Below are 23,969 nucleotides of genomic sequence, written 5' to 3'. Positions count from 1 at the left end.
TCGCGCTCTCAGGCCGCGACCGGCGCGAGTGCGCGATCGTCGACGCGTGCGATCGCATCGGAAAACACGTCGATCCTCGCACCCAGCCGCACGCCGTTCTCCGCGAGGTGCCAGCGGAACGCGCGCCGGGGACGCCATGGAAGGCCCCGACGAAGTGACGCGCGATCGAAAGCAGCCGCGTGCCGTCAGCCGACCGCGGTGCGGGCGACCAACAAGCCGTGGCAGAGGAGGTCGGAACTCCCGCCAATGAGAGTACGAAATCCAGAAGGCAAGCCGGAAGCTCGCTTCGTCGTCCTTCTTCAGAGGCCCGGCGGACGATCCGGTTCTTCATCGACCTGCGAGAGACGGGCAAGTGGCCTGGGAAACGCACCAAATCTCGGCGGCGCGGCCGGCCTGGCAACAGCATCGCCGGCGCTGGTGACGACGGCGGCATCGGGGTTGTCGTAGGCGTCGTCCGCGGGTGGAGTGGCAGCGCCTACAATCATCCCGGCCTCAGGCATCGAACCCAAATCGACACCTTCATCCTCTGCTGGAGTGGCGAGTGCATCTGAGGAGGAGTCCGGCCCCAGTGGCGCCGGAGGTGTGCTTTCGTCCGCTGATCCAGCCTGTGAGGGGGGCTCCTGCTCGCCGAGGATTACGACGCGATCCACGAAGTGATTCTGCAATTTCTCGATCGCCGTGCTGTCCACCCTGCCCTTCCAGCCCCCGAGCTTGCCGTTCCAGCCCAAGCCTGCATCGTCGATGATTGCACGATTATCGGCCGAAACATTGCGAGAAATCTTGACGAACACCTCGCGCACAGCCGCGTCCTCGGAGCCGTACAGCGATCCACCCGACGCACGCTCAGTGGCCTCGAGCGCACGGTTCCTGGGGATGTCCTTCGCAGCGGCCTCGGCCCCAAGCGCACGGATTGTGGCCAGAACCTGCGTCAGCGGCAATTTCGTCAATCCCGCCTCACGGAGACTGCTCAGGATCGTGGCTTCCACGGCCTCATCGTGAGCCTTCTCGTCCTTGGCCAACTGGCCAGCCTCCGCCTCATGGCGCAGGCGCCGTTTGAGCAATCGTGCGGCTTCTGCCTCCAACTTTTTGATCTCGGTCGCCGCCTCGCCTCTCATGACATCCTCGCCTGTTGCGCCCCCCTAAGACCCTGATGCCATGAGAAAATCGCCTCCGCCACCCGATTATTTTTGACTAGTTTCAAGGTCGCCCCTTTGAATTTTCCGGAATCGACGGCAAGCTCAATATGCAGATCGGAGTATTTGGTTGCATCAATGGCAATTATCTACCTAGGAGTTTCATTTACCCACGTTGAGCGAGACGCCGGCGCGCCCGGATTTCTAGGGTACCTGGGCCGTAGCCGGGTGTTGGACACCCGTTTGGCGCGGCACTTTGATTTCTCGAATTTGGACGGCGACCTCGTTCATAGCGAAATCATCCGTACGGACGAGGTCTCCGAGCGGTTCTGCGAGATTGAACATTTCGCCAATTGCGTCGATGAGGCTGAGGTTTATTGGGGCAACTTCGGCGCCGATAGCCGTAGGCAAAATGGCGTTGCCGTGGTCGTGGCTTTGCCACCAGACTCGGAAATCACGCTTGCCGAATGTGCGGAGTTCATTAAACGCATCGCGCTGTTGATCGCTGGAAAGCGGCGCCTTGCGATCCACGCAGCGATCCACGATCCGGCGCGGATGCGACCACGCGATCGAAACCGGCACGGTCATGTGTTTTTTCCGCGCCGTGAGATCCATCTCGACGAAATCTCGGGACCCGCAATTCGCGACATGTTCGCGCATCCCCTACAACTTAAGACGGGCGGAAAAACAGCGACGATCGAAGGCAATCGCTGGCCCGAATTTCATCAGCGCCAACTGCTGGGCTACTTTGCCGAGCTCGGCATCGATCTGGTCGTCGACCCAATTGCCCCGTTTCCCGGCCGTCATTGGCCGGTCGGTACGAAATTTGACGACCCTCGCGTTCAGCACACACGGGCGCGGACGACGCGTCTGAACATCGAAGCGATCCACGGTGATGCCGTCCGCCTGATCGACAAGCTGTTGCGCGGACGCTCGGCGATCCGCGTTGCCGAGCTGCAGCGCTTGATGGACCGGTTCGTAGACAACGAGAACGAACGGAGTTTGCATCTCGAGACTATCCTGAGCCATTGCGATCTCGAAAGTTTTGCTGTGCTCCCTACGGCGACCTACCCCCGGGTCGTTACCACTGCCCCAGTTCGCTCAACCATCGAACAGGCCTGCAGGCTGGTGGATCGAGCGGCTGATAAATCGCAAATCAGCACCATTCGCGCGGTCACCGCCCAAAGTCACGAAGCGGCAATCGACTGCTTCAAAAGCATCGTCGACACAGCGGAACATGACAACCCACCCCTGGTGCTCGGAAACAATCATTCCGATTGCCGCCAATTAGCGCAGGCGATTAAAGCAGCGAAGCCGCAAGTAGGTACCATTAAGGCTGCGCTGGCCGAGTTGCCGAACACGCAGTCACTGATCGTTAAAAATCGGCTGGTCATCGTTCCGCGAGCTGAGTCCATCCACGATCAGACACTTGCCCGCCTAATCGCAACGGCAGACGCGCGAAGTGCGCCTCTCGTTCTAGTGCATGATCAGAGCAAACAGACTGGCATCGCGAGCCATCGCTTGGCGGCGTATGCGGTGGATCGCCTTGCAGCCCTGAATCCGGCTCAGAGCGAAGATGACGTCGAGAGATATCTGCGCTGTGGGCTTATCGCTAGGAGCATTGAATTGATGGCCCAACATCGAAAGATCGAATTCGATCCCGCCGAGCGCTTCTTCGATAAGAGCACCAGCTTCGATTTTCTAGTCTGCAATGATCCACGCCTTCTCGAGGGGCTTAATGACCAGATTCGCACGCTTCGGATTCGCAGCGGCGAACTCGGGACTTCCATCCAGTTGGGCCATCCGCTCAAACCCATCCAGTTGTCACACGACGAGTGGATCGTGTTCACACGGGACGACTATTCCAGCTGCCCACCTGTCATACGCCGCGGCGAACTTGCACAAGTCCTGAACATCGATAGTCAGAAGAACCAGATAACGGTCTCGCTGTTCAGCGGAGGGAACGCGACAATCGATTTGAAGCTGTTTGCCCATTTCCGTCCGGCGCACGCTCTTCTCATCCGGGAGGCAAGGAATGTCGATCGACGACACCGTCTTCTGATTGACATCAACGATGTCCACCATGTGTGGGCAGCAACGCTGCTTGCGGCTCAAGCGCAAGGCTCGGTACTTGCAGTCAACCCGCAGGTTGCAACCAATATCTCATCCCTAATCCTGGCAACCGCGGCGTCGCTTCCCGGTGCTCTCCCGCATCAATTGACACTTCGGCGTGACCCCAACGCAGAGCTCGCTGGCATATTGCGGGGGGAAGGTCCCGTAGGACCGCTTTCGTCGTCGCAAGTCATCGAACCCATGCCGGATCCACAAGCACCGGAAATTGGTTTTGTCAGAAAAGCAGAATCACCGGCACCGGCCGGGACGGTCGAGATCGAGGCTTTTCCGGAGCCTAAGCCGCCGCGCGAAATTGGACATCTGCCAATTGCGACCCTTCACGAAAGCGTCAGAGCCATCGTGGACTCCAACGTTCATACGCGAAGAGGCATGGATCGTCTGCGGCGGAGGCTGCGACGTGGTGAGCCTGAGAGAGATGTCAACGCTCGGCATATTCTTGGACTGTGCGGTGACGACAGCCCGTTAGGGGCCATTGTGAACATGCTAATGAAGTCCCAGACGCCGGCCCCTGCGGATGAAATGGCTGAGCTCGATCTACCCACCGAGATCGAACAACTGTCGCCCCAAGCATGGAATGAATGGGACCTGTACCGGCTAAAGATCGAGTTCGCGACGCTGCAATGGAATTTCACGAGCTGGGAGATGACCCCGGTTGAATTCAAACCACCGGTCCGAGACAGCTGGCGGCGGTTGTTCAAGAACGGCGAGATGTCCCAAGATGAGATCCGGACGCTCTCGATGTAGGTGACATTGCCACTCTTTCGCGTTCTCGACGCTGCGGTCAAATGCGATGCCGCGCGATAGGACGAGTTCATCCGGCGATTCCGCTACTGACTAGGTTAGTCCAGTAGAGGTCCAGGTTATCCTAAAAGCCTTCAGTAGGAAGGTTGCGCATGTGGGAGACCTCGCGCGTCGTGGCCAGGCTTTGAGGCCTCGTTTGCTAATAGCGAGAAGAGTAACTACGGCCAGCACACGCCCGACCTACGGTTTAGGAAACCGTTTTGATGGCAATAATGTCAATACTTTAGATATCGCGTGTCGCAGATATGTTGCGTGCGCGCAATCTCTCCGAGACGAACTCACCAGATTCGTAGTCTGGTCAGGGCCGTTGAAATTGCTAGGATTTGTTACCGTAACGCGAAGCTCAATCCCTCAAACGCGCAAATTCAGCCTTGTCGCTTGGGCAGAGTTACCAGGCATCGATCAGTGCTGATCGTAAGGTGGCGGAGAGAGTGGGACTCTCTTCCTCACAGCGCCGCGTGTGCGAATACCGCCGAAAAACAAGGATTCCCGGAAGGCCCGCCGAAGCTTGTGACCACCGCTGTGTACCACCGGTTCGGCCCGGTGGGCGGTCAATCTCGGGCGATTTCGAGGGGTATCAAGCCCCCGTCGAGCTCGGCTCCTCCCGGGGTGCGGGCTTGCCTAGAGGGTTCGTTTCGCGCTTTCCGGGGCGAACAGGATGCCGATGAAGGCGCAGGCCGCGATCGCCTCGAAATAGAGGATCACCGGGGTGAAGCTGCCGCTCGATCCCATCAGGGCGGTGCCGACCAGGGGCGCGATGCCGCCGCCCAGGATGATGCCAAGCTGCTTGCCGAGCGAGGAGCCGCTGACGCGGACCTCGGTCGGAAACAGCTCCGCCGTGAAGGCAGCCTCCGGCGCGAACATCAGCGCGTGGATGATCCCGATCGAGACAACGAGGCCCATGATCAGCAGCGTCGGATCCTTGGTCGCGACCAGCTGGAAGTAGATCGGATACCAGGCCGCGGCCAGCAGGATGCCGAGTGCGATAAACGGGCGGCGGCCGAGGCGGTCCGAGTAACTCGCGATCAGCGGCACCATGCACATCTCCAGCACATTGGCGACCATGGTGCCGAAGGTGACGCTGGATTGCGCCATGCCGAGCGTCTTGACGGCATAGCCGAGCACGAAGACCGTGCTCATGTACTGGAACGTGCTGTGCGCCATGTTGGCTAGGCAGCCGAACAGCACCGATTTCTTCCACGACTGCACCACTGCCAGCAGCGGTGCCTTCGGCCGCGCGGCCGAGGCCTGTACTGCCTTAAACAAGGTCGACTCGTCGACCTGGAGGCGGATGTAGGTGCCGAGCACCACCAGCGCGAGGCTGAGCACGAAGGGCACGCGCCAGACCCATTGCGCAAAATCCTGCGGCGTCGAAAAGAAACCGAGCAGCGCGATGAACCCGGATGCCAGGATCACGCCGATCGGACCCGAGGCGTTGACGAAAGAGGCGAAGAAGCCGCGCCTTGCCGAGGGCGCATTCTCCAGCGTCAGCGACACCGCGTTCATGTATTCGCCGCCGAAGGCAAAGCCTTGCACGAAGCGCAGCGCGACCAGCGCGATCGGCGCCAGAAGCCCGATCGAATCATAGCTCGGCAGGCAGCCGATCAGGAAGCTCGCGACGCCCATCAGCACGAAAGTGATCGTCAGCATCGCCTTGCGGCCGAGCTGGTCTCCGTAATGGCCGAACACCATGCCGCCGAGCGGCCGGGCGACGAAACCAACCGCGAACGTCGCATACACGGCCAGCATGCTCGCGGTCGAATCCATCTTGGGGAAGAAGAAGCGGTCGAACACCACGGGCGCGGTGAAGGCGTAGATGAAGAAGTCGTAGTGCTCGATCACCGAGCCGAGCGAGGAGGCGATGACCAGCTTGCGGAACGCGGCCGTGATCGGCGCTGCCGTCGTGGCGTCGTTGGTACCGACCATGACATCTGCGCTGTTGCTCATGACGTTTCCCCTCTCCGTCTTGTTTGTCTGGTTTTAATCAGCAGCATTCCCGCGGGCGGACGAAGCCGATGGGCTTCGCCGCCGCTCGGAGCAGCTCCCGTCCGATGGACGTTTCACCGCGCCTCGTCCTCGACCGGATTGCGCAGCACGCCGAGCCGCTCGACCTCGACCTCGACGATGTCGCCGGGCTTCATCCAGAGCGGCGGGCTGCGCCGGGCGCCCACCCCACCAGGCGTGCCGCTGACGATGACGTCACCGGGTTCGAGCCGAGTGAAGGTGGAGCAATATTCGATCTGCCGCGGGATATCGAAGATCATGTGCTTGATCTGCGCTTCCTGCACGACCTCGCCATTCAGGCGGGTGGTGAGCTTGAGCTCGGCCAAATCGCCGAGCTCGTCCGGCGTCATCATCCACGGTCCGAACGCGCCGGTATCGGGAAAATTCTTGCCCGGCGTGAATTGGTGGGTGTGGCGCTGGAAATCGCGGATGCTGCCGTCGTTGTAGCAGGCATAGCCGGCGACGTGGCCCATCGCTTCGCTGCGTGAAATGTAACGTCCGGCCTTGCCGATGACGACTGCAAGCTCGCCCTCGAAGTCGAGGTCGGTCGAGACGCGCGGCCGGACGATCGGCCTCAAATGGCCGGTCTGGCTGTTAGCGTAGCGTGAGAAGATGGTGGGATGCTCGACCTCCGTGCGGCCGGTTTCCTTCCGGTGTGTCTCGTAGTTCAGGCCGACGCACAGGATCTTGTCGGGGTTCGGAATGACGGGCAGGAAGCTGAGCTTCGCAAGCGGCGTGACCGCTGCCTTCGGCTTCGCATCCGCGACGCCCGCCAGAGCGGCGGCGATGGCGGCTCTGAGATCGGCATAGCGAGAAACGAGCACGGCGCCGATATCGATGAAATTGTTACCCTCGACGAGGCCCCAGGTCGTGCGGCCATCGATGGCAACGGTTGCGAGCTTCATGCTGTCTTCTCCATTCTGAGATTGGGATCGGGTTGTCCATGCAGGCGCGCGGTGACGTCGCGCAAGAGATCGTCGAGCTCGGCCGCATCCTGCGCCGTTCCGAACACGTAATGATCGGGCCGCACGATTGCGGCAGCGACCCCATACCTGTCGAACCAGCCGGCCAGCACGCCGTCAGTCTCTTCGAGCACGTTTGAGGCGCCGACGCCGGAAGGCGCGATCGCCGTTGCGGCCAATTCAGGGTGAGCGGCGCAGAGCGCCATCAGAGCGGGCACATCGCTGCGCCGACCGTCGATGACCACGCGCAAGCCCGGCCCGGTGATCTTGTCGAGCAAGCAGCGCGCGCCGCCGTGCAGGACCATCGGTTGTGGAAACAGGGTGCCCCGCGCGGCTCCGACGTGCTCCGCCAGGAAGCCCGTGCGCAGCGGCGGAATGATCTCCTGCCGCGTGATCTCCAGCGGTTTGCCGCCGCCTTGGTCGAGGATCTGCGCGTCGCGGCGCCGCGCGGCCGCCGGATCACGCTCGCAGATCGACTGGCCGATGGCCTTGATCTTGCCGGTCAGCTCGATCACGTGCTGCTTGCGCTCGGCAGTGTAGCAGTCGAGCAGCGTCTCGGGCGAGGTGCCTTTGAGCACGCAGTCGAGCTTCCAGACGAGATTGGTCGCATCGCGCAGGCCTTGGCACATGCCCTGGCCGATGAAGGGGGGCTGCTGATGCGCGGCATCGCCGGCGATGATGATGCGCCCGTTGCGCCAGTTGGCGGCGACCAGCGCGTGGAAGCGATAGGAGGCTGCGCGCCACAGCTCGCCATCCTGCGGCCTCAGCCACGGTGAGAGCAGCGACCAGACATTCTCCGGCCGCTCCATCTGCTTTGAGTCCTCGTCCGGCAGCAGCATGATCTCCCAGCGGCGATGGTTCTTCGGGCCGATCAGGAAGCTGACAGGCCGTGCCGGATTGCAGAATTGCGCGGAATTTTGCGGCAGCTTTGCAAGCGCGCCCTCGTTCACCCGCACGTCGACCACGAGCCAGGGCTCATCGAAGATCAGGTCTTCGAGGGCGATGCGTCCGATCTGGCGCACCGTGCTCGAAGCACCATCGCAGCCGAGGACGTAGCGCGCCGTCACCTTCCGCGACTGCCCGTCGGCGTCCCGCAGCGTTGCCTCGACACGGTCGGATCGCTGCGCGAGATCGAGCAGCTCGACGCCGAGCTCGGCGCAGACGCTGGCGAAGCTCAAGGCGTGACGACGCAGCTCCGCCTCGACCGGCGGCTGGCTGAACACCATGCTCGGCGTGTAGCCGAGCGGATAGGGTTCTGCGACCATGTGGACGCGCCGGATCAACTGGCCATCGGTGCCAAAATGCTCGGAAGCGGTGAAGGGCTCGACATGGGGCGCGATCGCTTCGGCCAGTCCCATATTGTCGAAGTGGCGAAATATCTCGTGGTCGAGCGCGATCGCGCGGGGCTTGTCGTAGATGCCGGTGAGACGGTCAACGACGAGCACGCGATGGCCGAGGCGGCCAAGCAGGCCGGCCGCGACGGCGCCGGTTGGTCCGAAGCCGACGACGAGGACGTCGTAATACATAGGGGCGGAGGACGTCGTCATGCGCGGCGCTCCGTGTCGAACAAGACGGAGAGCTGCGCGGTCTTGCAGGCTTCGCTCTTCGGCGGCGCGATACCCCATTGGTCGGTGCGCCCGGGCGGCCAGACCCATTCCGAGGGGCCCTTGGCGCGATAGAAGTCGTCGACCTGAAGGACTTCGGCGGTGTATTCGATGACGACTCCGGTCGGGTCGACGAAATAGGCGAACACATTGTCACCGGGCCCGTGGCGGCCGACGCCCCAGCCGATCGGGAAGCCATGGTCGACCATGCGGCCCGAGCCGCGCATCACCGATTCCAGGTCAGGCATCAGGAAGGCGATGTGGTTGAGCCCGTTGATAGGGGCTTCCGCAAGCACGACGGCATGGTGATCGCTGTTGCAGCACAGGAAGGCCATCAGCTTCGAGCGGTCGGTCAGGCGAAAGCCGAGCGCCTGCTGGTAGAAGCTCGACAACTTCTCGATATCGGCGCTGTTGATGTTGACATGCGCGAGCCGTTCGGGGCGATCAGCCAGGACGCGCGCGGTCTTGGTGCGGTCGCCCTGGACGAACTCGATGCAGCAGCCTTGCGGCTCGCGGATCACGAAGTGCTCGCCGCCCGAGGGCGCACGCGATGGGCCGGGCGGGGAGATGATCTCGCAGCTCGCCTCGTGCGCACGCGCGAACAGGCGGTCGAGGTCTTCGCGTGAACGCACGCGAAAACTGATCTTGCGCAACGCGGGGCGGGTGCCTTGCGTCAATTCAAGAACGTGGAAGTCCGCTCCGGTGGCCGCCAGATAGATCGTGCCGTCGGCTTCAGCGGCAAAATCGAGCCCCCAGACTTTCCGATAGAAATCCGCCGAGGCGCCGAGATGCGGCGTCGCGATCTCGACGCTACGCAACGCGACCACCGGAAAATCGGACATCGGGCTTCCTCGTGAAAGGCCGGGAGACGCGCGCCGAAACAGCCGCCGATCGCCACCAGGCCGATTGTTGTTGGTCGAGGATTAATGTATACAAACAGCTTCGTAAAGCAGAAATTTATAAATTATGGCTTTGGCGCAGCCTGATGTACAAAAAGCCTGATGAATCAGCACGCTATGAGCTCTGACCTGTTCAGCCCGAAGACGGATGCGCCGGCGACGTTGGCGACGACCATCTATGCCCGCCTCAAGGCCGACATCCTGACCACGCGGCTTGCGCCCGGACGCAAGCTCCAGTCGCGCTTCCTGATGGAGCACTACAATGTGGGACAGACTCCGCTGCGCGAGGCGCTCAACCGCCTCACCACGGAGGAGTTCGTCATCGGCATGGAGCAGCGCGGCTTCTTCGTGAAGCCGGTCAGCAAGGACGAACTCCAGGAGCTAACCAAGACACGCTGCTGGGTCGAAGGTCTCGCCTTGCGCGAATCGATGCAGAACGCCACCCAGGACTGGGAGGAGGCACTGCTGGTGACGCACCACCGCCTCGACCGCACGCCGCGTTCACTCGATCCGGGCAAGTTCACGGACAATCCCGACTGGGAGAAGGCGCACCGCGCCTTTCACGCGACGCTGATCGGGCAGTGCGGCTCGCGCCCGCTGCTCGGCTTCTGCGAGCAGCTCGCCGACCGGCTCTATCGCTATCGCATGATGTCGATCGCCAAGGCCTATCCGGTCCGCAAGATCGGGACCGAGCACGCGCAGATCCTTCAGGCGGTGCTCGATCGCAAGACGGATGACGCTGTCGCACTGCTCCAGCAGCACTATCAGCGCACGGCCGACGTGATCTATTCAGACCTCGCGGCCGTGTTGCCGAAGTCCGATGCGTCTCACGGCACGCGATAATCCGCTGAGGCTGGCGGCGGGCGAGATAGCCGTGTCGGACGAAGGGGCCGGCGTGGGCGTCGCCTTCGACGCCATGGCTTTCAACCAGCACGATCCGATCCCGTGAAGGCTTGCTAAAGTGGTGCCCGCGATCGGCGGCGACCGTCACCACCCTTCCCCGCAATGAGAATTCGTGCTTCTGCGGCATTAAGCGGCGCGGGCGAGCGAGCGCCGCTTCTGGCGCAGGTAGCGCGTGATCTCTGAGAGCGACATCGCGTTCAGGACCCGCTCGGTGGGGACACCGCCCTTGCGGGCCATCAGGACGCCCCAGTGCATTTGGTCGAGCTCGGGAATCGAGTGCGTGTCCGGATTGATGCTCAGCATGCAGCCAAATTCGAGGGCTGCCCGGTGCCAGCGCCAATCCAAGTCGAGACGCCACGGATGTGCGTTGATCTCGACGACGACTTCGTGCTTCGCGCACGCCCGCAGCACCTTTTCGACGTCGATTTCGTAGCCCGGCCGCCGCTGGAGCTGTCGCCCCGTCAGGTTACATCGATACGACTGGCGGACGTCGTCGGGGATGCGCTGGGTGTCCCGCGCGAAACAGCTCAACTTCATCTGAAGACCATCCGCGCTGCCAAGGAGATCACCTTCAAAGGTTTCGGCAGAAGTGCTGCGGCGATGACGCCGCTCGACGCCTCTCGCCTTCTCATCGCAATGGCCGGCAGTTATTTCGTGAAGGACGCGACCGCAGTCGTGAAGCGGTTCGGCAGGCTCAAACCCATTACTCAACGGACCCGAGTGACTGAGACCCTGGAGGATTGCCTGGCCAAACGCCTGGCGGAGCTTCCAATGGACGTTCGTCCCGCAGAGGTAGAGCGCCATTCACCGGAATGGCATCAGAGGTTCGGATCGACGCGGCTTGCGGAGACAGCCCTGCAACTGCTCGATCCCATGCCGAGGGGCGAAGAGAGCGACAAACTCGATCGGTATGCGATCCTGCGATGGCTGAACCAGCGCGGCCGCGCCGAGGTGGTTGTCTTCGGCCCGCAGGGCGCAAAGCAATTGGAGCGCGGCACCGAGATTGCCGATCTACTGGACCTCCAAGAATGGGCTGGGTCGACAATCCCGTCGATATCCGACCTACGGTTTAGGAAACCGTTCAGTGCCAGCTGAAATCAATGACTTAGCTGCTGTGTTCTGCAGGTTAACAGGAAAGGTAAAAGTTTAACCATTGATTGGGTCAGCTCGCCCCGTTCGGAGGCCCGGCCGGAGAACTGATAGATTCCGATGGACGACCACCTGCTCACCCCCCTCCCTGCTTCGAGCAGCGCGCGCGCTGCTCGGATGGAGTCAAACCGAACTTGGGCAGAAGGCTGGCGTGTCGCGGAAGGCCATCGCAACGTTCGAGACGGCCAAGCCATCCGATCGAACCGATCCGCGCCGCAAGGCCGTGCTGCAGACGCTGCGGCAATATCTCGAAGTCGAATGCGATATCGAGTTCACCTTCGCGAGTGACAAGACGGGCGAAGGCGTACGTCGCGCGAAGTCGAAGTGACGGGAGCGACCAAAAGATTCCGGTGTGCAGGATGACAGAAGACCAATCCTAAGCCGTACAAGGCAAGTCCTACAACTAGAATACTCGCATGTCAGCCGATTCGACCTATCTAGCCGTCGCTGCGGATGATTTTGCGCGCCGCTTCTCGCAACGGGGCGGAAATCTGATGTGGTTGCTCGGAGCCGGTGGATCGGCGGCCGCCGGTATCCCGACGGCGTGGGACATGATCTGGGAGTTCAAGCAGCAGCTCTACATAAGTCAGCGGCGCGTCTCCCCGAAAATGGTCGCCGACCTCGCCAACCCAGCCGTCCGGCGCGAACTGCAGTCATTCGTCGACGGCATCGGGAATTTGCCGCCGCCCGGCGCTCCCGACGAGTATGCGGCTCTCTTCGAAGCCGTCTATCCGAGCGAGGCGGACCGTCGAACCTACATCGCGTCGAAGGTGAGCGGCGCCAAGCCGTCTTACGGAACACGTCGCTCTTGCGACAATGATGCGGGCCGGACGTGCTCGTCTCGTCTGGACGACCAACTTCGATCCGTTGATCGCTGACGGCTGCGCGAAGGTCTACGGCGGAACTGGTCAGTTGACGACGGTGGCGATCGAGACCGGAAGTCTTGGGCGCCAAGTCATCGACGAGGGGCGTTGGCCCGTCGAAGTCAAATTGCACGGCGACTTTCGATCGCGCAGACTGAAGAACACCGGAGACGAACTGCGCGAACAGAATGCGAAACTCAGGTCGCTGTTGATCGACAGTTGCGGCCGGTGGGGCCTGATCGTAACTGGCTACAGCGGCCGCGACGACTCCATCATGGACACCCTGGAAACGGCTCTCGAACGCGACACCCCTTTTCCTGCCGGTATCTTCTGGCTCCATCGCGGCGAGGACCCACCGTCGCCGCGCGTCAAACGGCTCTTGGCGGCCGCCGCCCGCAAAGGCGTCGACGGCGGGCCGGTGCCGATCGAGAATTTCGACGAAGTCTTGCGCGACCTCGTTCGCCTGGCGGAGGATCTCGACACTAAAGCCTTGGACGAACTCGCTTCGGAGCGACGAATCTGGTCGCCCGCACCGCGACCGACCGGCAAGCGCGGTTTTCCAGTGGTCCGGCTCAATGCACTCGAATTGATCGAAACGCCGACCGTTTGTCGCCGCGTCGGATACGGCATCGGCGGCGTGGCGGAGGTCAGGTCGGCGATCGAAGCCGCAGACCTGCCGGTGCTCGCGACCCGGTCACGAGCCGGAGTACTCGCTTTCGGCTCTGACGCCGACGTGCGAGCCGTGCTTTCGGCCTACGACATTGAAAGCTACGACCTGCACGCGATCGAAGTCCGCCGATTGCGATACGAAAGCCAAGAGCGTGGGCTTCTCCGTGAGGCGTTGACCCGCGCGCTGACCCGGACGCATGCGATGACTGCAGATCGTCGCCGAAGCAGCGATCTCTTGACCCCGGCCTCGATCGACGACGCGAAGCGGGGGCCGCTCAAGAAACTGACCGGCAGCCTTGGTGGAACGGTACCGAAGCATCCCGAACTTAGTTGGCGGGAGGGCCTGGGCATCCGGCTGGATTGGGCGGACGGGCGGCTCTGGCTTCTGCTCGAGCCGCGCACCGTGTTCGAAGGCATCACGCAGGGGAACAGAACCGCGGCGACCGATTTTGCCCGCGAGCGCACAGTGAGGCGCTACAATCCGGCTCTCAATGCCCTTCTCTCGTTCTGGTCGACGCTGTTCGCGTGCCCGGAGCGCGATATCCTGGCCCTCGGCATCAGCGCGGGCGTGGATGCGGCCTTCAGGCTCGACGATACGACAGCTTATTCAGGAAGAGGCCGCCCATGACGAGCGAGATATCGCCTCACCTTTTCATCCCGGAAGCCGAGCTCGCATTCCATCCCGAGCGAACATCCGACGTCGACCTGCACCCCCTGCGCGGGCTGTTGCGGTTTGGTCCCTATCCGCGCACCAAGGGTGTCGGGATCGTGCACCACGTTACACGTAAAGACGCGCCCGTGGCCTTCCGTATCGTATATCCGTCGAGCGTGGCAAGATTCGCGATCCCGGCCGCTTCGGACCAGGTCGTCGAACTCTTGAGCTTCGCCGGCAAAATCTGGTGGCCTTACGGAGAGCCAAACTTCCGCGACCTCGGCAACTTCCTCGTTGTCCGGCAGCACTTGGTGACCCCAGACGAGTGGCGTGACGATATCTACGCGACGCGTGATCTCCTGAAAGTCGTTCCCGAAGGAGATAAAATCGTAAACACGGAATCGTTCTCGCGGTTCGATCTTCCGAACAAATGCGATGAGGTGACCGCCCAGCTCCAAAGAATACTCGCAGAGAATTTCATGGTCTGCGACGACGTCGTCTACGCAGCAGGCGGCGTGCCGGTCCACGCGGTATGGCGCCATCCCCGCTTCAGCCAGGTGGGCGTCGTCAGCTCCGGCATCGATCGTCGGGTGACGGGTCTCGAACCGCTGAATCCCTACCCCGGCTTCTTCGCTCGCGCAGAAACGCAGGAAGCTTTTTCCGAGAGACGGTTCTGGCAACCCGGCGTGCCGGCACCGATCAAGCTGCCGCGTTCGCAACAAGTGTTCGCCCAGATCGAAGTCGTCGGTCCGACGCCCATCCCCGACACTCTGAGCAACCAGGTACAGATCGACGCGCTTTTCCGCATCATGATGCGCAGTCTAGACTGGTTCATCTTCCATAAGACGCTACCCGACAGCCCCCCTCGATTTTCCGAGCAACGCGAGGAAAAGCGGTTGTTCAGAGCGCGGGTGCGGCAGGCCTTCCGCGATGCGGTGCTCGCTTCTCCGGATGACTTCGTCACCGACACGAAACGAATGGAGGCACTTCGGACCTTATTCGTCGGCGCACGGAAGGTGTCGAGGAAGCATAGCCGGCTTGTCGAGGCTCTGGAAAAGAGCTTCAGGGCGCTGAACAGGCGCAATCCTCGCGAGGAACTCGCACCCGAGGATTTGGCCACCCTCGATAGCCTGGTCGATTCGAACGAGAGCGTTCCGCCTCCGTCGAGCGGTGGTCTTCCTTGATCGCCCAAATCCACGAGGTAGGGCACCGGAAGCCGTCAGCCTCGCTTGGTTATCATGATCACGCCGGACCTCGTGCGGGAGATCCGGATCACCGGAAGTCCCAGCCGATCGCGACGAGAATAAACATGGGGAGAACGCGCGATCGAGCAGCTAACTCGCCTTAGCTTCCCTATCGCGTTTGAGCCTCTTGGTTCCTCCCGATACCGTGAATCTGGAAGCAGAGGCCACACTGGCCATGCCGCGACGGATCGGTCCGCTCGCCAGCTCAAAGGAAACGATGATGCCCAAACAGATGCTTACGGTCGAGGACGTCGAAACCATGCTCAAGCGGTTGTCCGGTGCGATCGAACGGGACCAGACCTACGTCGACGGCCTGCCGCGGGGGCTGTTCTCGCATCAGTACGACGACGACCTGTGGCGTAATTGGCGCCGCGGCCATCGCACGTTCATCGGCGACCTGCTGGCGACCGTCGGCGCCATGAGCCCCACCGACCTGCGGCAGTTGACCGACGTCGCGTCCGGGTTCGCGCCCACCGCCGTGAGGAAGGTCGCGCTCGAGACTTTCGCGGAAGTCGTCGGCGAGTGCGTCGACGCGGACAAAACGGCACGGCAGTTCTTCGCCCGGGTGGCCCGCGAGGTCGTGCGACAGGGACGCGGCAAGCGTCCGGCGGGAGATCCCCGCGAGGCGATCTCGCAGTGGTTTTCGGACATCGATCCTCTGACGATCGCTCAGGATCCCGAATGCGGATATCCGCTCGACGTGAGGGCGTCAATGTCCGTCACGCCGCATCGCAGCCGGCCCTGACTTTCGCAAGCGATAGCGCTCCGCCCTTAAGGCTCGAGCGGGGCCACGCCAGTTCCAAAGTCGCGAAGGGCGGCCAGATTCGTGCCTTTCGACGCCCGGGTCGCCCTCGGCCAACCGGCGGCACCCGTCCAGAGAACGGTACCCTGGCCGTCCGCCGCCCGGTTCAGGAAAACAATTTCCTTGCCTTCTCCCGAAGCTTACTCATGGATTCCACGTAGGGAATGGGGCCGTAGCTGATGCGGGCGAGGCCCAACTGCGCGAGTTCGCCGTTCGAGGGCACGTCTTCCATGCAAAGCGTCCGCCGTCGTTGCGAACGGCTTCGGCCTCAATACGTCTTCGCCGATCGGGCAGATGAACCAACATTCGCTCTTGCCGTTGTGCAGGCATCCCGACCCCTCGACTGTGCCCACCAACCATGAGGACCGACCAGCATCTCGAATCAGGCGGCGCCTGGGACCGCGCCTATCTCGAGTCGCTGATCCGCGAAGACTTCGAGCGATGCCATCCCGGCGAGACGCTGGACGATCTCAAGCGGCGCGCGTCCTTTTCGAGGGAGGACAGAGGCCTACTGCGGGACTGGATGGCGGTAGCGACGGCTCGCGCCGCGGCCGCATGCCCGGCCAAAGCATCGCCGCCACGCTGACGATGCGTTGGTCCGCGCCGAACCATCCGCGCCTCCCAACGATCCGGTTCAACCTGGCACGGCCCCGCCACCGAGCAGCTGCGAGACGGCGGCGGCCAATTGCGCCGGCGCAAAGGGCTTCCTGATCAGGACGCTGCCGTCGACACCCTGCGATTTCCAATCCGGCGCGCTGGCGCTTGTCATGTAGACCACGGGAAAATCAGGCGTGATTTCCCTGATCTGACGCGCCAGCTCCCATCCGCTGATGCCGTCACCCAGGTTGACGTCCGTGAGCAGCGCCCGACACCCCTCGCGGCCGTCGCGAAACGTAGACATAGCCGCCTCTCCCGAATGGACCGAGCAGGCCTCGAAACCGTTGTCGAGCAACGCGTCCTCGATGACGCTGCAGATCAGCGCTTCGTCCTCGACGACCAGAACACGAACGGTATTATCCACTTTCAAGCCTCAAGCGACCTGCCTCGAGGGCCAACCCACACCCGTCTTATCTGCCCCTCAGGGAGAGACTGATGCGCGTGACGATGTCGTCCCACTCGCGCTCTTCGCTCGCCGGGTAGTTGATCAGGACGCAGTGAATCAATCCGCTCGAGAAGTTGCACCGGTTGTACCAGACCGTATCGCCCTTGTAGCTGGACACCGCAAAGAACCGAGGCGTCGTTCGCTTGTACTGAATGCGCGCGGGCGGATGCTTCTTTGCGAGAAATGCGGCGGGTGAATCGTTCGAGACGTTGGGTGCGGCCTGTATCGTAAGATCGGCTCGGCCGTCAGCCGTCCGAAATCGCTGTCCGTAGCCATCCGGCCGGCCGGCTTCTTCGATAAAGATCGTGGCCGGGAAATCCACCGAGGTACCCGTCTGCGGGATGGAATAGGTCGTCCATTTCACCCGTTGAGCCGAGACCATGGAGCTCGAGGCCGCAAGTCCGAGAACGAGCGCCGACTGCATCGCGTCTCCTCCCAGTCGTGAAGACCTGACGAGCGGCGTCTCGGCTTCGATCATCATGTGGCTATCGATCGCCAACGACAACGTCACTGCTGATCCGGCTTCTTAGCCGGCGGACCGCTCTTGTTTCCGGGCAGCCCCTTGATGTTGGACGTGTCCTGCTGCTGGACGGTCGGATTCTGCTGGTTGAGCGTGGAGCTGGAGCCGACGGTCTCTCCCGGTTTTGCCGCCGGACCATTCTTGTTGCCAGGCTGACCGGCGATGCCAGTGCCCGAGTTCTGCGCGCTCGGCGCGGATGAGACATCCGGTTTGGTCGTCTGGGCAAATGCAGCCGAAGCCGACATCGCCAGGGCGAACACGAGAGCGCTCGCGATGGACCTCATTTTGACTCCCTCCACTGTGAGTTTCGGAATCGCGGATCGCGACTAGCTGGAGTCCGAACGTGCGGTTGCGTCGTGCGTTCCTAGCTGCCCGACTGACATCGCTCGCCCTGATCCGAGAAGGCCGAGCGCGACGCGCCAAACCACCGTCTGGACTACGAGCCGAGCGCGTCGGCGGGCAGATCCCAGAAACCTGGAAATGTTCGGGATGGATCAAACCCGTTGATCTGGGGTTGATTGGCCGAAACCCTATTGAAAGGCTCGCCCCTATGGCTGAGCTGGCTCCGGCGGCGCCGCAAGGCACACCGGCCTCGCGCGTCGCGTCTTCGCCCATGCTGACCGCCGGTGGCATCGTCCTAGCCATCGGAGCGCTCTATCTCGGCCGGGAAATCTTCGTTCCTTTTGCTCTTGCTATCCTGCTGAGCTTCGTTCTCACACCCCTGGTCAATTGGCTAAGGCGCTGGAAAGTACCTCGCATCGCAGCGGTACTAATCGCCGTTTCCCTTGCTTTTATCGTGGTCGCGGGAATCGCCTTGGTCGTCGGGCGGCAACTTGTCCAGCTCGCGACCAACCTCCCAAACTATCAGACCACCATCACCGAGAAGATCCACTCGTTGCAGAGTTCGGCCCCAGGCGGTGGAGTCGTCGACACGGTCACCACGACGATGCAGGATCTTGGCAGAGAGATCTCGGGCGAGGAGAAAAAGTCCGAGGCCGCCTCGTCCGGGCTTGGCGCAGGTACCGGGACTCGGGAACCTGTCACGGTGCGGCTGGAGCCGCCCCAGCCGAGACCGTTGGAGCTCATTCGCTCTGTCATAGGTCCGTTGCTGGCACCGCTCGCGACTTCCGGGCTAGTGGTCATTTTCGTGATCTTCGTGCTGCTCGAGCGGGAAGACCTGCGCGATCGATTCATTAAATTGGCAGGAGCCGGTGATCTTCAGAAGAGCACGCAGGCCCTCAACGATGCCGCCTCCCGGGTCAGCCGCTATCTCCTGATGCAGCTTGTTGTTAACCTGACTTACGGTATTCCGATCGGTGTTGCACTCTACTTTGTTGGCGTACCGAACGCGATTCTTTGGGGCCTGCTCGCAGCGGTACTCCGATTCATTCCCTATCTCGGTCCTTTTTTGGCGGCGATCTTTCCTGTTGCCCTGGCCATCGCCGTTGATCCAGGCTGGACGATGCTGTTCTGGGTCGTCGGGCTATTCCTCACCGCCGAACTCATCAGCAATAATGTCATTGAGCCTTGGCTTTACGGCTCCAGCACGGGGCTGTCATCCCTTGCGATCATCATCGCCGCGATCTTCTGGACGATGCTGTGGGGACCGGTTGGGCTATTCCTGGCGACACCTTTGACCGTCTGCCTGGTCGTCATCGGGCGTTACGTCCCGCAGTTGGAGTTCTTGGGCGTTCTGCTTGGCAGCGATCCTGTGCTCGCGCCGGAGGAGCAGCTCTATCAGCGTTTATTGGCTGGCAATATCGAGGAGGCGGTCGAGTTCGCCGAAAACTATGTCGACGAGTGTTCCTCGCGCGAGCTGTACGATAACGTAGGCATTCCAGCTCTGCGCTTGGCGGAAAATGATCGTCAGCGCAGCAGCACAGACACGAACTACCGGCGCCTTGTCGCGGAAACGGCCATCTCGGTTGTGCGGGAGGTTGACGACCACGTCCGCGAGAAAGCGTCTGCTGTGGAAGTGGGAAATCATCTGACGCAACAACCATGCGTCCTTTGTCTCGCCGGACGTACGGAGCTTGACCATGCAGCGTCGGAGATGCTCGCCCAGGTACTTCAGGAACGCAACGTCGGGGCCAAAGTCCTGCCGCCGATCGTGGTGAGCCGGGGAGCATTGGAGCAGCTTGATCTCCAAGGGGTAGACGTGGTGTGCCTGTCCTATTTTCACCCGCAGCCCCAGGTCTATGCGCGCTATGTCTTTCGTCGCCTACGTCGACGGGCTCCCCAAGTGAAGTTTGCCGTCTGCTGCTGGAATTTGATTGCCGGAATGGAACACGCGGAAGAGCTCAAGAGGCAAATGGCGGCCGACGCAGCATTCGCATCTCTGCAAGCCTGCACCGAGCAGGTGGAGGCATGGATCGGTCGGGCAGCAGTTCGCGGCGATGCGCCCCAGGTTACGGCTGAGGCCGAGCGGGCGCAGCTCACCGCGCTACGCAGCCTTGGCTTGGATGCCTCGAAACGTCAGGCCTTGGATGAGGCGTCCAAAAAGATTGGGCAAGCCTTCAACGTTCCGATCGCGCTGGTATCCTTGGTCGATGAGACTCATCCAACTGCCGCTGACAGCCTCCCCCAGGAAGTTCAAACAGGTCTGCAGGGCAATCACGAGGGCTCCCTCGACGCCCATGTGATCGCTGCAGACGATATGCTGGTTTGCGAGGATGTCACCGAGGATCCGCGCTTCGCCGATGATCCGCGTGTGCTGGAGAGAGGCATTCGCTTCTACGCAGGAGTCCCGCTGAGAACTTTGTCCGGTCATGTCGTGGGTTGCCTTTGTGTAATCGATACCGAACCGCGGGAGTTCACTGAGCGAGATCGACACCGTCTGCAGGAAGTGGCGAACCAATTGATGGCCGATATCCAGAACGCCCAAGCGACCAATGACGTCTATTCTGAAAGAACTCGAACATCGGATGAAACATGACCAAGTTCGCGGTACCACGTCCCTGTGCAGATCCTGATGCCGCGGCGCGCCGGCTAGTCCAGCTCGCCGCTAGCATCGAACCGGTTCAGGACGACCGCATCCAGAGAGGATCAACGCGCCTTTCCTCTTCACCCTGAAGGGCAGAGCGTCCGAGTTCGGCGCCGGCATAAAGTACGCCGTCCAGCACGGGTGGCTAGAGCTCCACGAGAGCGGGACAAATGTGCGATTGAAATCCGACAGCCAGAAGCTGATCCGAGATAATCAAGGCGCTCCGGGTGACCCCCTGGCGCCGTAATCATCTGAACTCTCGCGCACCAGCCGGGCAACTCTGCGAGGCCCGTCCCATACCTCAACGGAAGAATGTCCGTCTAGAGCATGTTGTTTTTGGCTGGAATCGGGATTCCCACCGGGAGCGATTTCTGATTCAACATCCATGCTGGAGGGCGGAGGCCGGCATGGATGACGCGACCCTATTCGGAAGACATCCGGGAACGGGCTTTGGCGCGAGCTGACGCGGGAGAAACAGTTCGTTCGATTGCCGAGGCGCTCCAGATCAGCGCCTCCTGCGTGACGAAGTGGAAGAATCTGAGACGGGATACCGGAGGCCTGTCACCTGGCCAAATCGGCGGCCACAAGAAGCGGGTTCTGTCGGATGCCAACGCCGACTGGCTGCGCAAACGCATTCGCTCGGGGCCATTCACTTTGCGCAAGCTGACGCAGGAACTGGCTGCACGCGGGATCAAGACAGACGTGCGGGCGGTGTGGACTTTTGTTCACACCGAAGGGCTCAGCTTCAAAAAAAACGATTCTACCAGCCGAGCAGGATCGTCCCGACGTCGCCCGTAAGCGGACCCGCTGGAAAGCACATCAAGGCAGGATCGACGTCGCGCGGTTGGTGTTTATCGACGAGACGTGGATCAAAACCAATATGGCACCACTGCGCGGCTGGGGGCCTTGCGGGCAGCGCCTCCAAGCCTCTGCACCTTTCGGCCATTGGAAGACAATGACCTTCATCGCGGCGCTGCGTCACGATCGGATCAGCGCGCCTTGGGTGATTGATGGTCCCATCAATGGTGAGCTCTTCACGCTGTACGTCGAGAAGGTGTTGGCACCCACCCTCGCACCGGGTGAGATCGTCGTTCTCGACAATCTTGGCAGCCACAAGGGCAAAGCGGCTCGCCAAGCCATCCGCGCCAGAGGCGCCCACCGCATCTTCTTGCCGCCCTACAGCCCGGACCTCAATCCGATCGAGCAGGTCTTCGCCAAACTCAAACATCTCATGCGAGCTGCCGAGCCCCGTGACGTGGAGGCAACCTGGAGAAAGGTTGGTGAACTCCTCGATCTCTTCTCCAAGGAGGAGTGCACCAACTACTTCAAAAACTCAGGCTATGTTTCCGTATAAAAACATCATGCTCTAAGAATTTCTCGGCCCGAGCCTGGGCGTCTGTGTCGGTCGGGCAATCGATCTCGTAAACTGCACGAGCAACACCTGATAGATCTAATAACTCGGGCGGCTATCTGGCGCTTTTCAGGTTCGATCCAGAAGCTCGCGAACCTTCAACGCAAGCCTTGCTTGGGTGACCGGTTTCTCCAGGAGATCGACACCCTCGTCCAGCCTTCCCTGGTGAACGACGGCGTTGCGCGAGTAACCAGTCATGAAGAGAATCCTGAGATGCGGCCTGATCTGCTGCGCGCGCTTTCCCAACTCACGGCCGTTGATGCCGGGCATGACGACATCGGTCAGAAGGAGATCAACATGCTGATCCTCCTGCAGCAGGATGGTCAAGGCGGCCTGCGCGCTAGCGGCTGACAAAACCCGGTAGTTGAGATCCCGCAGCACGTCCGAGACGTAGGTCCTGAGATCGGCATGGTCTTCGACCACGAGAATAGTCTCTGAAGACACGCCTTCCGATATGAGCTCGTCCGGATCGTCGGGCGCAGGTTGCGCATTGCCGGCGTAGCGAGGGAAATACATCTTGATGCTCGTGCCTTCCCCGACCTCGCTGTAGATCTTCACGTGTCCGCCCGACTGCTTGACGAAACCATAGACCTGGCTGAGTCCAAGCCCTGTTCCCTGCCCCGGCTCTTTGGTGGTGAAGAACGGCTCGAATGCACGATTGAGCACCTCTGGAGTCATGCCGGAGCCCGTATCGCTCACGCTGATGACGACATATTGCCCGGCCGCGAGTTCCGGGTTGATACGCGAATAGTCGTCGTCGACGGAGACATTCGCCCCCTCGATGGTCAGCTTTCCGCCATTCGGCATCGCGTCCCGGGCATTGATGGCCAGGTTAACGATGGTTGATTCCAGATGGTTGACGTCCGCTTCGATCTGCCAGAGGCCGGCTCCGCCGACGGTCTGAATTTCGATGCGTTCGCCCAAGGTGCGCTGAAGGAACTCCTGGAGGCCACTCAGGAAGCCATTGAGGTTGACCGGCTTCGGGTCGAGAGCTTGGCGGCGTGAGAAGGCGAGCAACCGGCTTGTCAGTGCCGCAGCCCGTTCAGCGCCGCGCTTCGCATTCGTCAGCGCGCGGTGCAGGTTCGGCCCCCCGATATTGCGGCTGCTCCGCTCCGCGTTCTCGAGATTGCCAAGGACGATCATCAGAAGATTGTTGAAGTCGTGAGCGATGCCGCCGCTCAGCTGTCCGACCGCTTCGAGTTTTTGCGAGGCAACGAGCTGCTCCTGGACGCGTTGAAGTTCGTCCTGTGCCTGCTTGCGTTCGGTCAGATCACGCGTGACTTTCGCAAAGCCGATGATCGCGCCACTCTCGTCCGTAATTCGATCGATGACGACCGATGCCCAGAAGCGCCTGCCGTCCTTGCGCATGCGCCAGCCCTCGGCTTCGAACCGCCCTTTCTCGGTGGCCTCCGCTAGCGCCGCTTTCGGCACCCCTCTTTCGAGATCCTCAGGCGTGTAGAACGTGCTGAAGTGCCGGCCGATGATCTCCTCCGGCCGATAGCCCTTGATGCGCTCGGCTCCGGGATTCCACGTTGCGACATTCCCGGAAGGGTCGAGCTGAAAAATCGCGTAGTCGACGACCGCTTCCACAAGCCGGCGGTATCGTCTTTCGCTTTCCAGAAGGTCGCTATGGGCCCGCTGCCGATCGGTGATGTCCCGCGTCACCTTCGCAAAACCGACCAGGCGGCCTTCCTCGTCACGGATGGCGTCGAGAACGACAAGCGCCCAGAACCGGCTGCCATCTTTCCGGACTCGCCAGCCTTCGGATGCGAAGCGCCCGGTCTCCGCGGCTGTCGCCAACGCTCTGCTCGGCAGACCCTTCTCTCGATCTTCAGGCGTGTAGAAGATCGAGAAGGGCTTCCCGACAATCTCATCGGCGGCATAGAACTTGAGGCGCTCGGCGCCCTTGTTCCAGGTCCTGACCAGGCCCTCCGTATCGAGCATGAAGATCGCGTAATCGACAATCGCGTTGACCATCAGTTCGAGGCTGCGGGCATCCCCGACGGCGGTCTTTTTCATTTTTGGAACTCAAAAAGGGAGTGAGACCAACTCAAAAGCTTGGGACAGGTTCCGAGCCAGCGCAGCGGTTGGTGGCATGGAGGCGAACGTCAGCTCGTGGCCCTTCGCGACCCGTT

Annotated in this window: 21 protein-coding genes and 3 pseudogenes; 12 read left to right on the top strand and 12 right to left on the bottom strand. The window is 61.6% G+C overall.

Annotation, left to right across the window (positions count from 1 at the left end):
• Positions 1 to 8 precede the first annotated feature (8 nt).
• Both BRAD3257_RS40900 and BRAD3257_RS09715 read right to left on the bottom strand, forming a co-directional pair.
• A pseudogene (locus BRAD3257_RS40900) lies at positions 9 to 190 on the bottom strand (tRNA dihydrouridine(20/20a) synthase DusA); the annotation flags it as partial.
• A gap of 109 nt (positions 191 to 299) precedes the next feature.
• Positions 300 to 1,115 (bottom strand): hypothetical protein, encoded by an 816-nt coding sequence (locus tag BRAD3257_RS09715; protein ID WP_122401637.1) that lies wholly within the window; start codon positions 1,113 to 1,115, stop codon positions 300 to 302.
• A gap of 156 nt (positions 1,116 to 1,271) precedes the next feature.
• On the opposite strand from BRAD3257_RS09715, the gene BRAD3257_RS09710 reads away from it, so the two are divergent.
• Entirely contained in the window at positions 1,272 to 4,010 is a 2,739-nt protein-coding gene (locus BRAD3257_RS09710) for a MobA/MobL family protein (protein ID WP_122401636.1), read from the top strand.
• Between the two features lie 678 nt (positions 4,011 to 4,688).
• Here the strand turns inward: BRAD3257_RS09710 and BRAD3257_RS09705 are convergent.
• From BRAD3257_RS09705 to BRAD3257_RS09690, 4 genes are all read right to left on the bottom strand, one after another.
• On the bottom strand, positions 4,689 to 6,014 hold the full coding sequence (locus tag BRAD3257_RS09705) for an MFS transporter (RefSeq protein ID WP_122401635.1): 1,326 nt from the start codon (positions 6,012 to 6,014) through the stop codon (positions 4,689 to 4,691).
• Positions 6,015 to 6,127: 113 nt separating this feature from the next.
• Entirely contained in the window at positions 6,128 to 6,976 is an 849-nt protein-coding gene (locus BRAD3257_RS09700; RefSeq protein ID WP_122401634.1) for a fumarylacetoacetate hydrolase family protein, read from the bottom strand.
• Positions 6,973 to 8,580 carry a bifunctional 3-(3-hydroxy-phenyl)propionate/3-hydroxycinnamic acid hydroxylase gene (locus BRAD3257_RS09695; RefSeq protein WP_122401633.1) on the bottom strand — a complete coding sequence of 536 codons (1,608 nt, stop codon included), beginning with the start codon at positions 8,578 to 8,580 and terminating at the stop codon, positions 6,973 to 6,975. Before BRAD3257_RS09695 ends, BRAD3257_RS09700 begins: the two co-directional genes overlap by 4 nt.
• Positions 8,577 to 9,479, bottom strand: coding sequence for a VOC family protein (locus BRAD3257_RS09690; protein ID WP_122401632.1), 903 nt, complete (start codon positions 9,477 to 9,479; stop codon positions 8,577 to 8,579). Before BRAD3257_RS09690 ends, BRAD3257_RS09695 begins: the two co-directional genes overlap by 4 nt.
• Positions 9,480 to 9,653: 174 nt before the next feature.
• Here BRAD3257_RS09690 and BRAD3257_RS09685 point away from each other — a divergent pair, with 174 nt between their 5' ends.
• The gene (locus BRAD3257_RS09685) at positions 9,654 to 10,379 is read left to right on the top strand and encodes a GntR family transcriptional regulator (protein ID WP_122401631.1); all 726 of its coding nucleotides are present in this window, start codon (positions 9,654 to 9,656) and stop codon (positions 10,377 to 10,379) included.
• Positions 10,357 to 10,485: a hypothetical protein gene (locus tag BRAD3257_RS41730; RefSeq protein ID WP_283809949.1), complete on the top strand. Its 129-nt coding sequence runs from the start codon at positions 10,357 to 10,359 to the stop codon at positions 10,483 to 10,485. The genes BRAD3257_RS09685 and BRAD3257_RS41730 overlap by 23 nt, the downstream gene beginning before the upstream one ends.
• A gap of 80 nt (positions 10,486 to 10,565) precedes the next feature.
• On the opposite strand, the pseudogene BRAD3257_RS09675 reads toward BRAD3257_RS41730, so the two are convergent.
• Positions 10,566 to 10,907, bottom strand: a pseudogene (locus tag BRAD3257_RS09675) (PHP domain-containing protein); the annotation flags it as partial.
• Between BRAD3257_RS09675 and BRAD3257_RS09670 the strand changes: the two are divergent.
• The 7 genes and pseudogenes from BRAD3257_RS09670 (at position 10,800) to BRAD3257_RS39655 (ending at position 15,761) form a co-directional block, all read left to right on the top strand.
• On the top strand, positions 10,800 to 11,534 hold the full coding sequence (locus BRAD3257_RS09670; RefSeq protein ID WP_162500032.1) for a hypothetical protein: 735 nt from the start codon (positions 10,800 to 10,802) through the stop codon (positions 11,532 to 11,534). The pseudogene BRAD3257_RS09675 and the gene BRAD3257_RS09670 overlap by 108 nt on opposite strands.
• Before the next feature lie 58 nt (positions 11,535 to 11,592).
• Positions 11,593 to 11,730: pseudogene (locus tag BRAD3257_RS41920) on the top strand (hypothetical protein); the annotation flags it as partial.
• A gap of 9 nt (positions 11,731 to 11,739) precedes the next feature.
• Positions 11,740 to 11,916 (top strand): hypothetical protein, encoded by a 177-nt coding sequence (locus tag BRAD3257_RS41915; protein WP_347338440.1) that lies wholly within the window; start codon positions 11,740 to 11,742, stop codon positions 11,914 to 11,916.
• Positions 11,917 to 12,004: 88 nt separating this feature from the next.
• Positions 12,005 to 12,466: a hypothetical protein gene (locus BRAD3257_RS40895; protein WP_244607911.1), complete on the top strand. Its 462-nt coding sequence runs from the start codon at positions 12,005 to 12,007 to the stop codon at positions 12,464 to 12,466.
• The gene (locus BRAD3257_RS09660) at positions 12,405 to 13,748 is read left to right on the top strand and encodes an SIR2 family protein (RefSeq protein ID WP_244607910.1); all 1,344 of its coding nucleotides are present in this window, start codon (positions 12,405 to 12,407) and stop codon (positions 13,746 to 13,748) included. Before BRAD3257_RS40895 ends, BRAD3257_RS09660 begins: the two co-directional genes overlap by 62 nt.
• On the top strand, positions 13,745 to 14,956 hold the full coding sequence (locus BRAD3257_RS09655) for a hypothetical protein (protein WP_122401629.1): 1,212 nt from the start codon (positions 13,745 to 13,747) through the stop codon (positions 14,954 to 14,956). Before BRAD3257_RS09660 ends, BRAD3257_RS09655 begins: the two co-directional genes overlap by 4 nt.
• A 280-nt stretch (positions 14,957 to 15,236) precedes the next feature.
• Positions 15,237 to 15,761 (top strand): hypothetical protein, encoded by a 525-nt coding sequence (locus BRAD3257_RS39655; RefSeq protein ID WP_160118791.1) that lies wholly within the window; start codon positions 15,237 to 15,239, stop codon positions 15,759 to 15,761.
• 163 nt (positions 15,762 to 15,924) lie between these two features.
• On the opposite strand, the gene BRAD3257_RS40890 is transcribed toward BRAD3257_RS39655, so the two are convergent.
• From BRAD3257_RS40890 to BRAD3257_RS09630, 4 genes are all read right to left on the bottom strand, one after another.
• On the bottom strand, positions 15,925 to 16,050 hold the full coding sequence (locus tag BRAD3257_RS40890; protein ID WP_244607909.1) for an isocitrate lyase/phosphoenolpyruvate mutase family protein: 126 nt from the start codon (positions 16,048 to 16,050) through the stop codon (positions 15,925 to 15,927).
• Between the two features lie 402 nt (positions 16,051 to 16,452).
• The gene (locus BRAD3257_RS09640; protein WP_122406464.1) at positions 16,453 to 16,839 is read right to left on the bottom strand and encodes a response regulator; all 387 of its coding nucleotides are present in this window, start codon (positions 16,837 to 16,839) and stop codon (positions 16,453 to 16,455) included.
• Positions 16,840 to 16,885: 46 nt separating this feature from the next.
• Entirely contained in the window at positions 16,886 to 17,344 is a 459-nt protein-coding gene (locus tag BRAD3257_RS09635) for a hypothetical protein (RefSeq protein WP_122406463.1), read from the bottom strand.
• Positions 17,345 to 17,427: 83 nt separating this feature from the next.
• Positions 17,428 to 17,724 (bottom strand): hypothetical protein, encoded by a 297-nt coding sequence (locus tag BRAD3257_RS09630; protein WP_122401626.1) that lies wholly within the window; start codon positions 17,722 to 17,724, stop codon positions 17,428 to 17,430.
• 266 nt (positions 17,725 to 17,990) lie between these two features.
• Between BRAD3257_RS09630 and BRAD3257_RS09625 the strand changes: the two genes are divergently transcribed.
• Positions 17,991 to 20,375: an AI-2E family transporter gene (locus BRAD3257_RS09625; RefSeq protein WP_122401625.1), complete on the top strand. Its 2,385-nt coding sequence runs from the start codon at positions 17,991 to 17,993 to the stop codon at positions 20,373 to 20,375.
• 459 nt (positions 20,376 to 20,834) lie between these two features.
• Positions 20,835 to 21,777, top strand: a protein-coding gene (locus tag BRAD3257_RS09615) for an IS630 family transposase (RefSeq protein WP_122401624.1) whose coding sequence is annotated in 2 segments (ribosomal slippage) — positions 20,835 to 21,170 and positions 21,172 to 21,777 — 942 coding nt in all. Because the reading frame shifts where the segments join, the coding sequence is not laid out codon by codon here.
• A gap of 126 nt (positions 21,778 to 21,903) precedes the next feature.
• On the opposite strand, the gene BRAD3257_RS09610 is transcribed toward BRAD3257_RS09615, so the two are convergent.
• Positions 21,904 to 23,853 (bottom strand): hybrid sensor histidine kinase/response regulator, encoded by a 1,950-nt coding sequence (locus BRAD3257_RS09610; RefSeq protein WP_162500149.1) that lies wholly within the window; start codon positions 23,851 to 23,853, stop codon positions 21,904 to 21,906.
• Positions 23,854 to 23,969: the final 116 nt, after the last annotated feature.

This window comes from Bradyrhizobium vignae, from assembly GCF_900324035.1.
Classification (GTDB): domain Bacteria; phylum Pseudomonadota; class Alphaproteobacteria; order Rhizobiales; family Xanthobacteraceae; genus Bradyrhizobium; species Bradyrhizobium vignae.
Note: the sequence above shows the minus strand (reverse complement) of the source record. Positions and strands in the feature narration are given on the sequence as shown.

Bases quoted from the DNA above. Each gene is read 5' to 3' on its own strand.
- BRAD3257_RS09715 (WP_122401637.1), bottom strand. From the start codon at position 1,115: ATGAGAGGCGAGGCGGCGACCGAGATCAAAAAGTTGGAGGCAGAAGCC.
- BRAD3257_RS09710 (WP_122401636.1), top strand. From the start codon at position 1,272: ATGGCAATTATCTACCTAGGAGTTTCATTTACCCACGTTGAGCGAGAC.
- BRAD3257_RS09705 (WP_122401635.1), bottom strand. From the start codon at position 6,014: ATGAGCAACAGCGCAGATGTCATGGTCGGTACCAACGACGCCACGACG.
- BRAD3257_RS09700 (WP_122401634.1), bottom strand. From the start codon at position 6,976: ATGAAGCTCGCAACCGTTGCCATCGATGGCCGCACGACCTGGGGCCTC.
- BRAD3257_RS09695 (WP_122401633.1), bottom strand. From the start codon at position 8,580: ATGACGACGTCCTCCGCCCCTATGTATTACGACGTCCTCGTCGTCGGC.
- BRAD3257_RS09690 (WP_122401632.1), bottom strand. From the start codon at position 9,479: ATGTCCGATTTTCCGGTGGTCGCGTTGCGTAGCGTCGAGATCGCGACG.
- BRAD3257_RS09685 (WP_122401631.1), top strand. From the start codon at position 9,654: ATGAGCTCTGACCTGTTCAGCCCGAAGACGGATGCGCCGGCGACGTTG.
- BRAD3257_RS41730 (WP_283809949.1), top strand. From the start codon at position 10,357: ATGCGTCTCACGGCACGCGATAATCCGCTGAGGCTGGCGGCGGGCGAG.
- BRAD3257_RS09670 (WP_162500032.1), top strand. From the start codon at position 10,800: ATGTGCGTTGATCTCGACGACGACTTCGTGCTTCGCGCACGCCCGCAG.
- BRAD3257_RS40895 (WP_244607911.1), top strand. From the start codon at position 12,005: ATGTCAGCCGATTCGACCTATCTAGCCGTCGCTGCGGATGATTTTGCG.
- BRAD3257_RS09660 (WP_244607910.1), top strand. From the start codon at position 12,405: ATGATGCGGGCCGGACGTGCTCGTCTCGTCTGGACGACCAACTTCGAT.
- BRAD3257_RS09655 (WP_122401629.1), top strand. From the start codon at position 13,745: ATGACGAGCGAGATATCGCCTCACCTTTTCATCCCGGAAGCCGAGCTC.
- BRAD3257_RS39655 (WP_160118791.1), top strand. From the start codon at position 15,237: ATGCCCAAACAGATGCTTACGGTCGAGGACGTCGAAACCATGCTCAAG.
- BRAD3257_RS40890 (WP_244607909.1), bottom strand. From the start codon at position 16,050: ATGGAAGACGTGCCCTCGAACGGCGAACTCGCGCAGTTGGGCCTCGCC.
- BRAD3257_RS09635 (WP_122406463.1), bottom strand. From the start codon at position 17,344: ATGCAGTCGGCGCTCGTTCTCGGACTTGCGGCCTCGAGCTCCATGGTC.
- BRAD3257_RS09630 (WP_122401626.1), bottom strand. From the start codon at position 17,724: ATGAGGTCCATCGCGAGCGCTCTCGTGTTCGCCCTGGCGATGTCGGCT.
- BRAD3257_RS09625 (WP_122401625.1), top strand. From the start codon at position 17,991: ATGGCTGAGCTGGCTCCGGCGGCGCCGCAAGGCACACCGGCCTCGCGC.
- BRAD3257_RS09610 (WP_162500149.1), bottom strand. From the start codon at position 23,853: ATGAAAAAGACCGCCGTCGGGGATGCCCGCAGCCTCGAACTGATGGTC.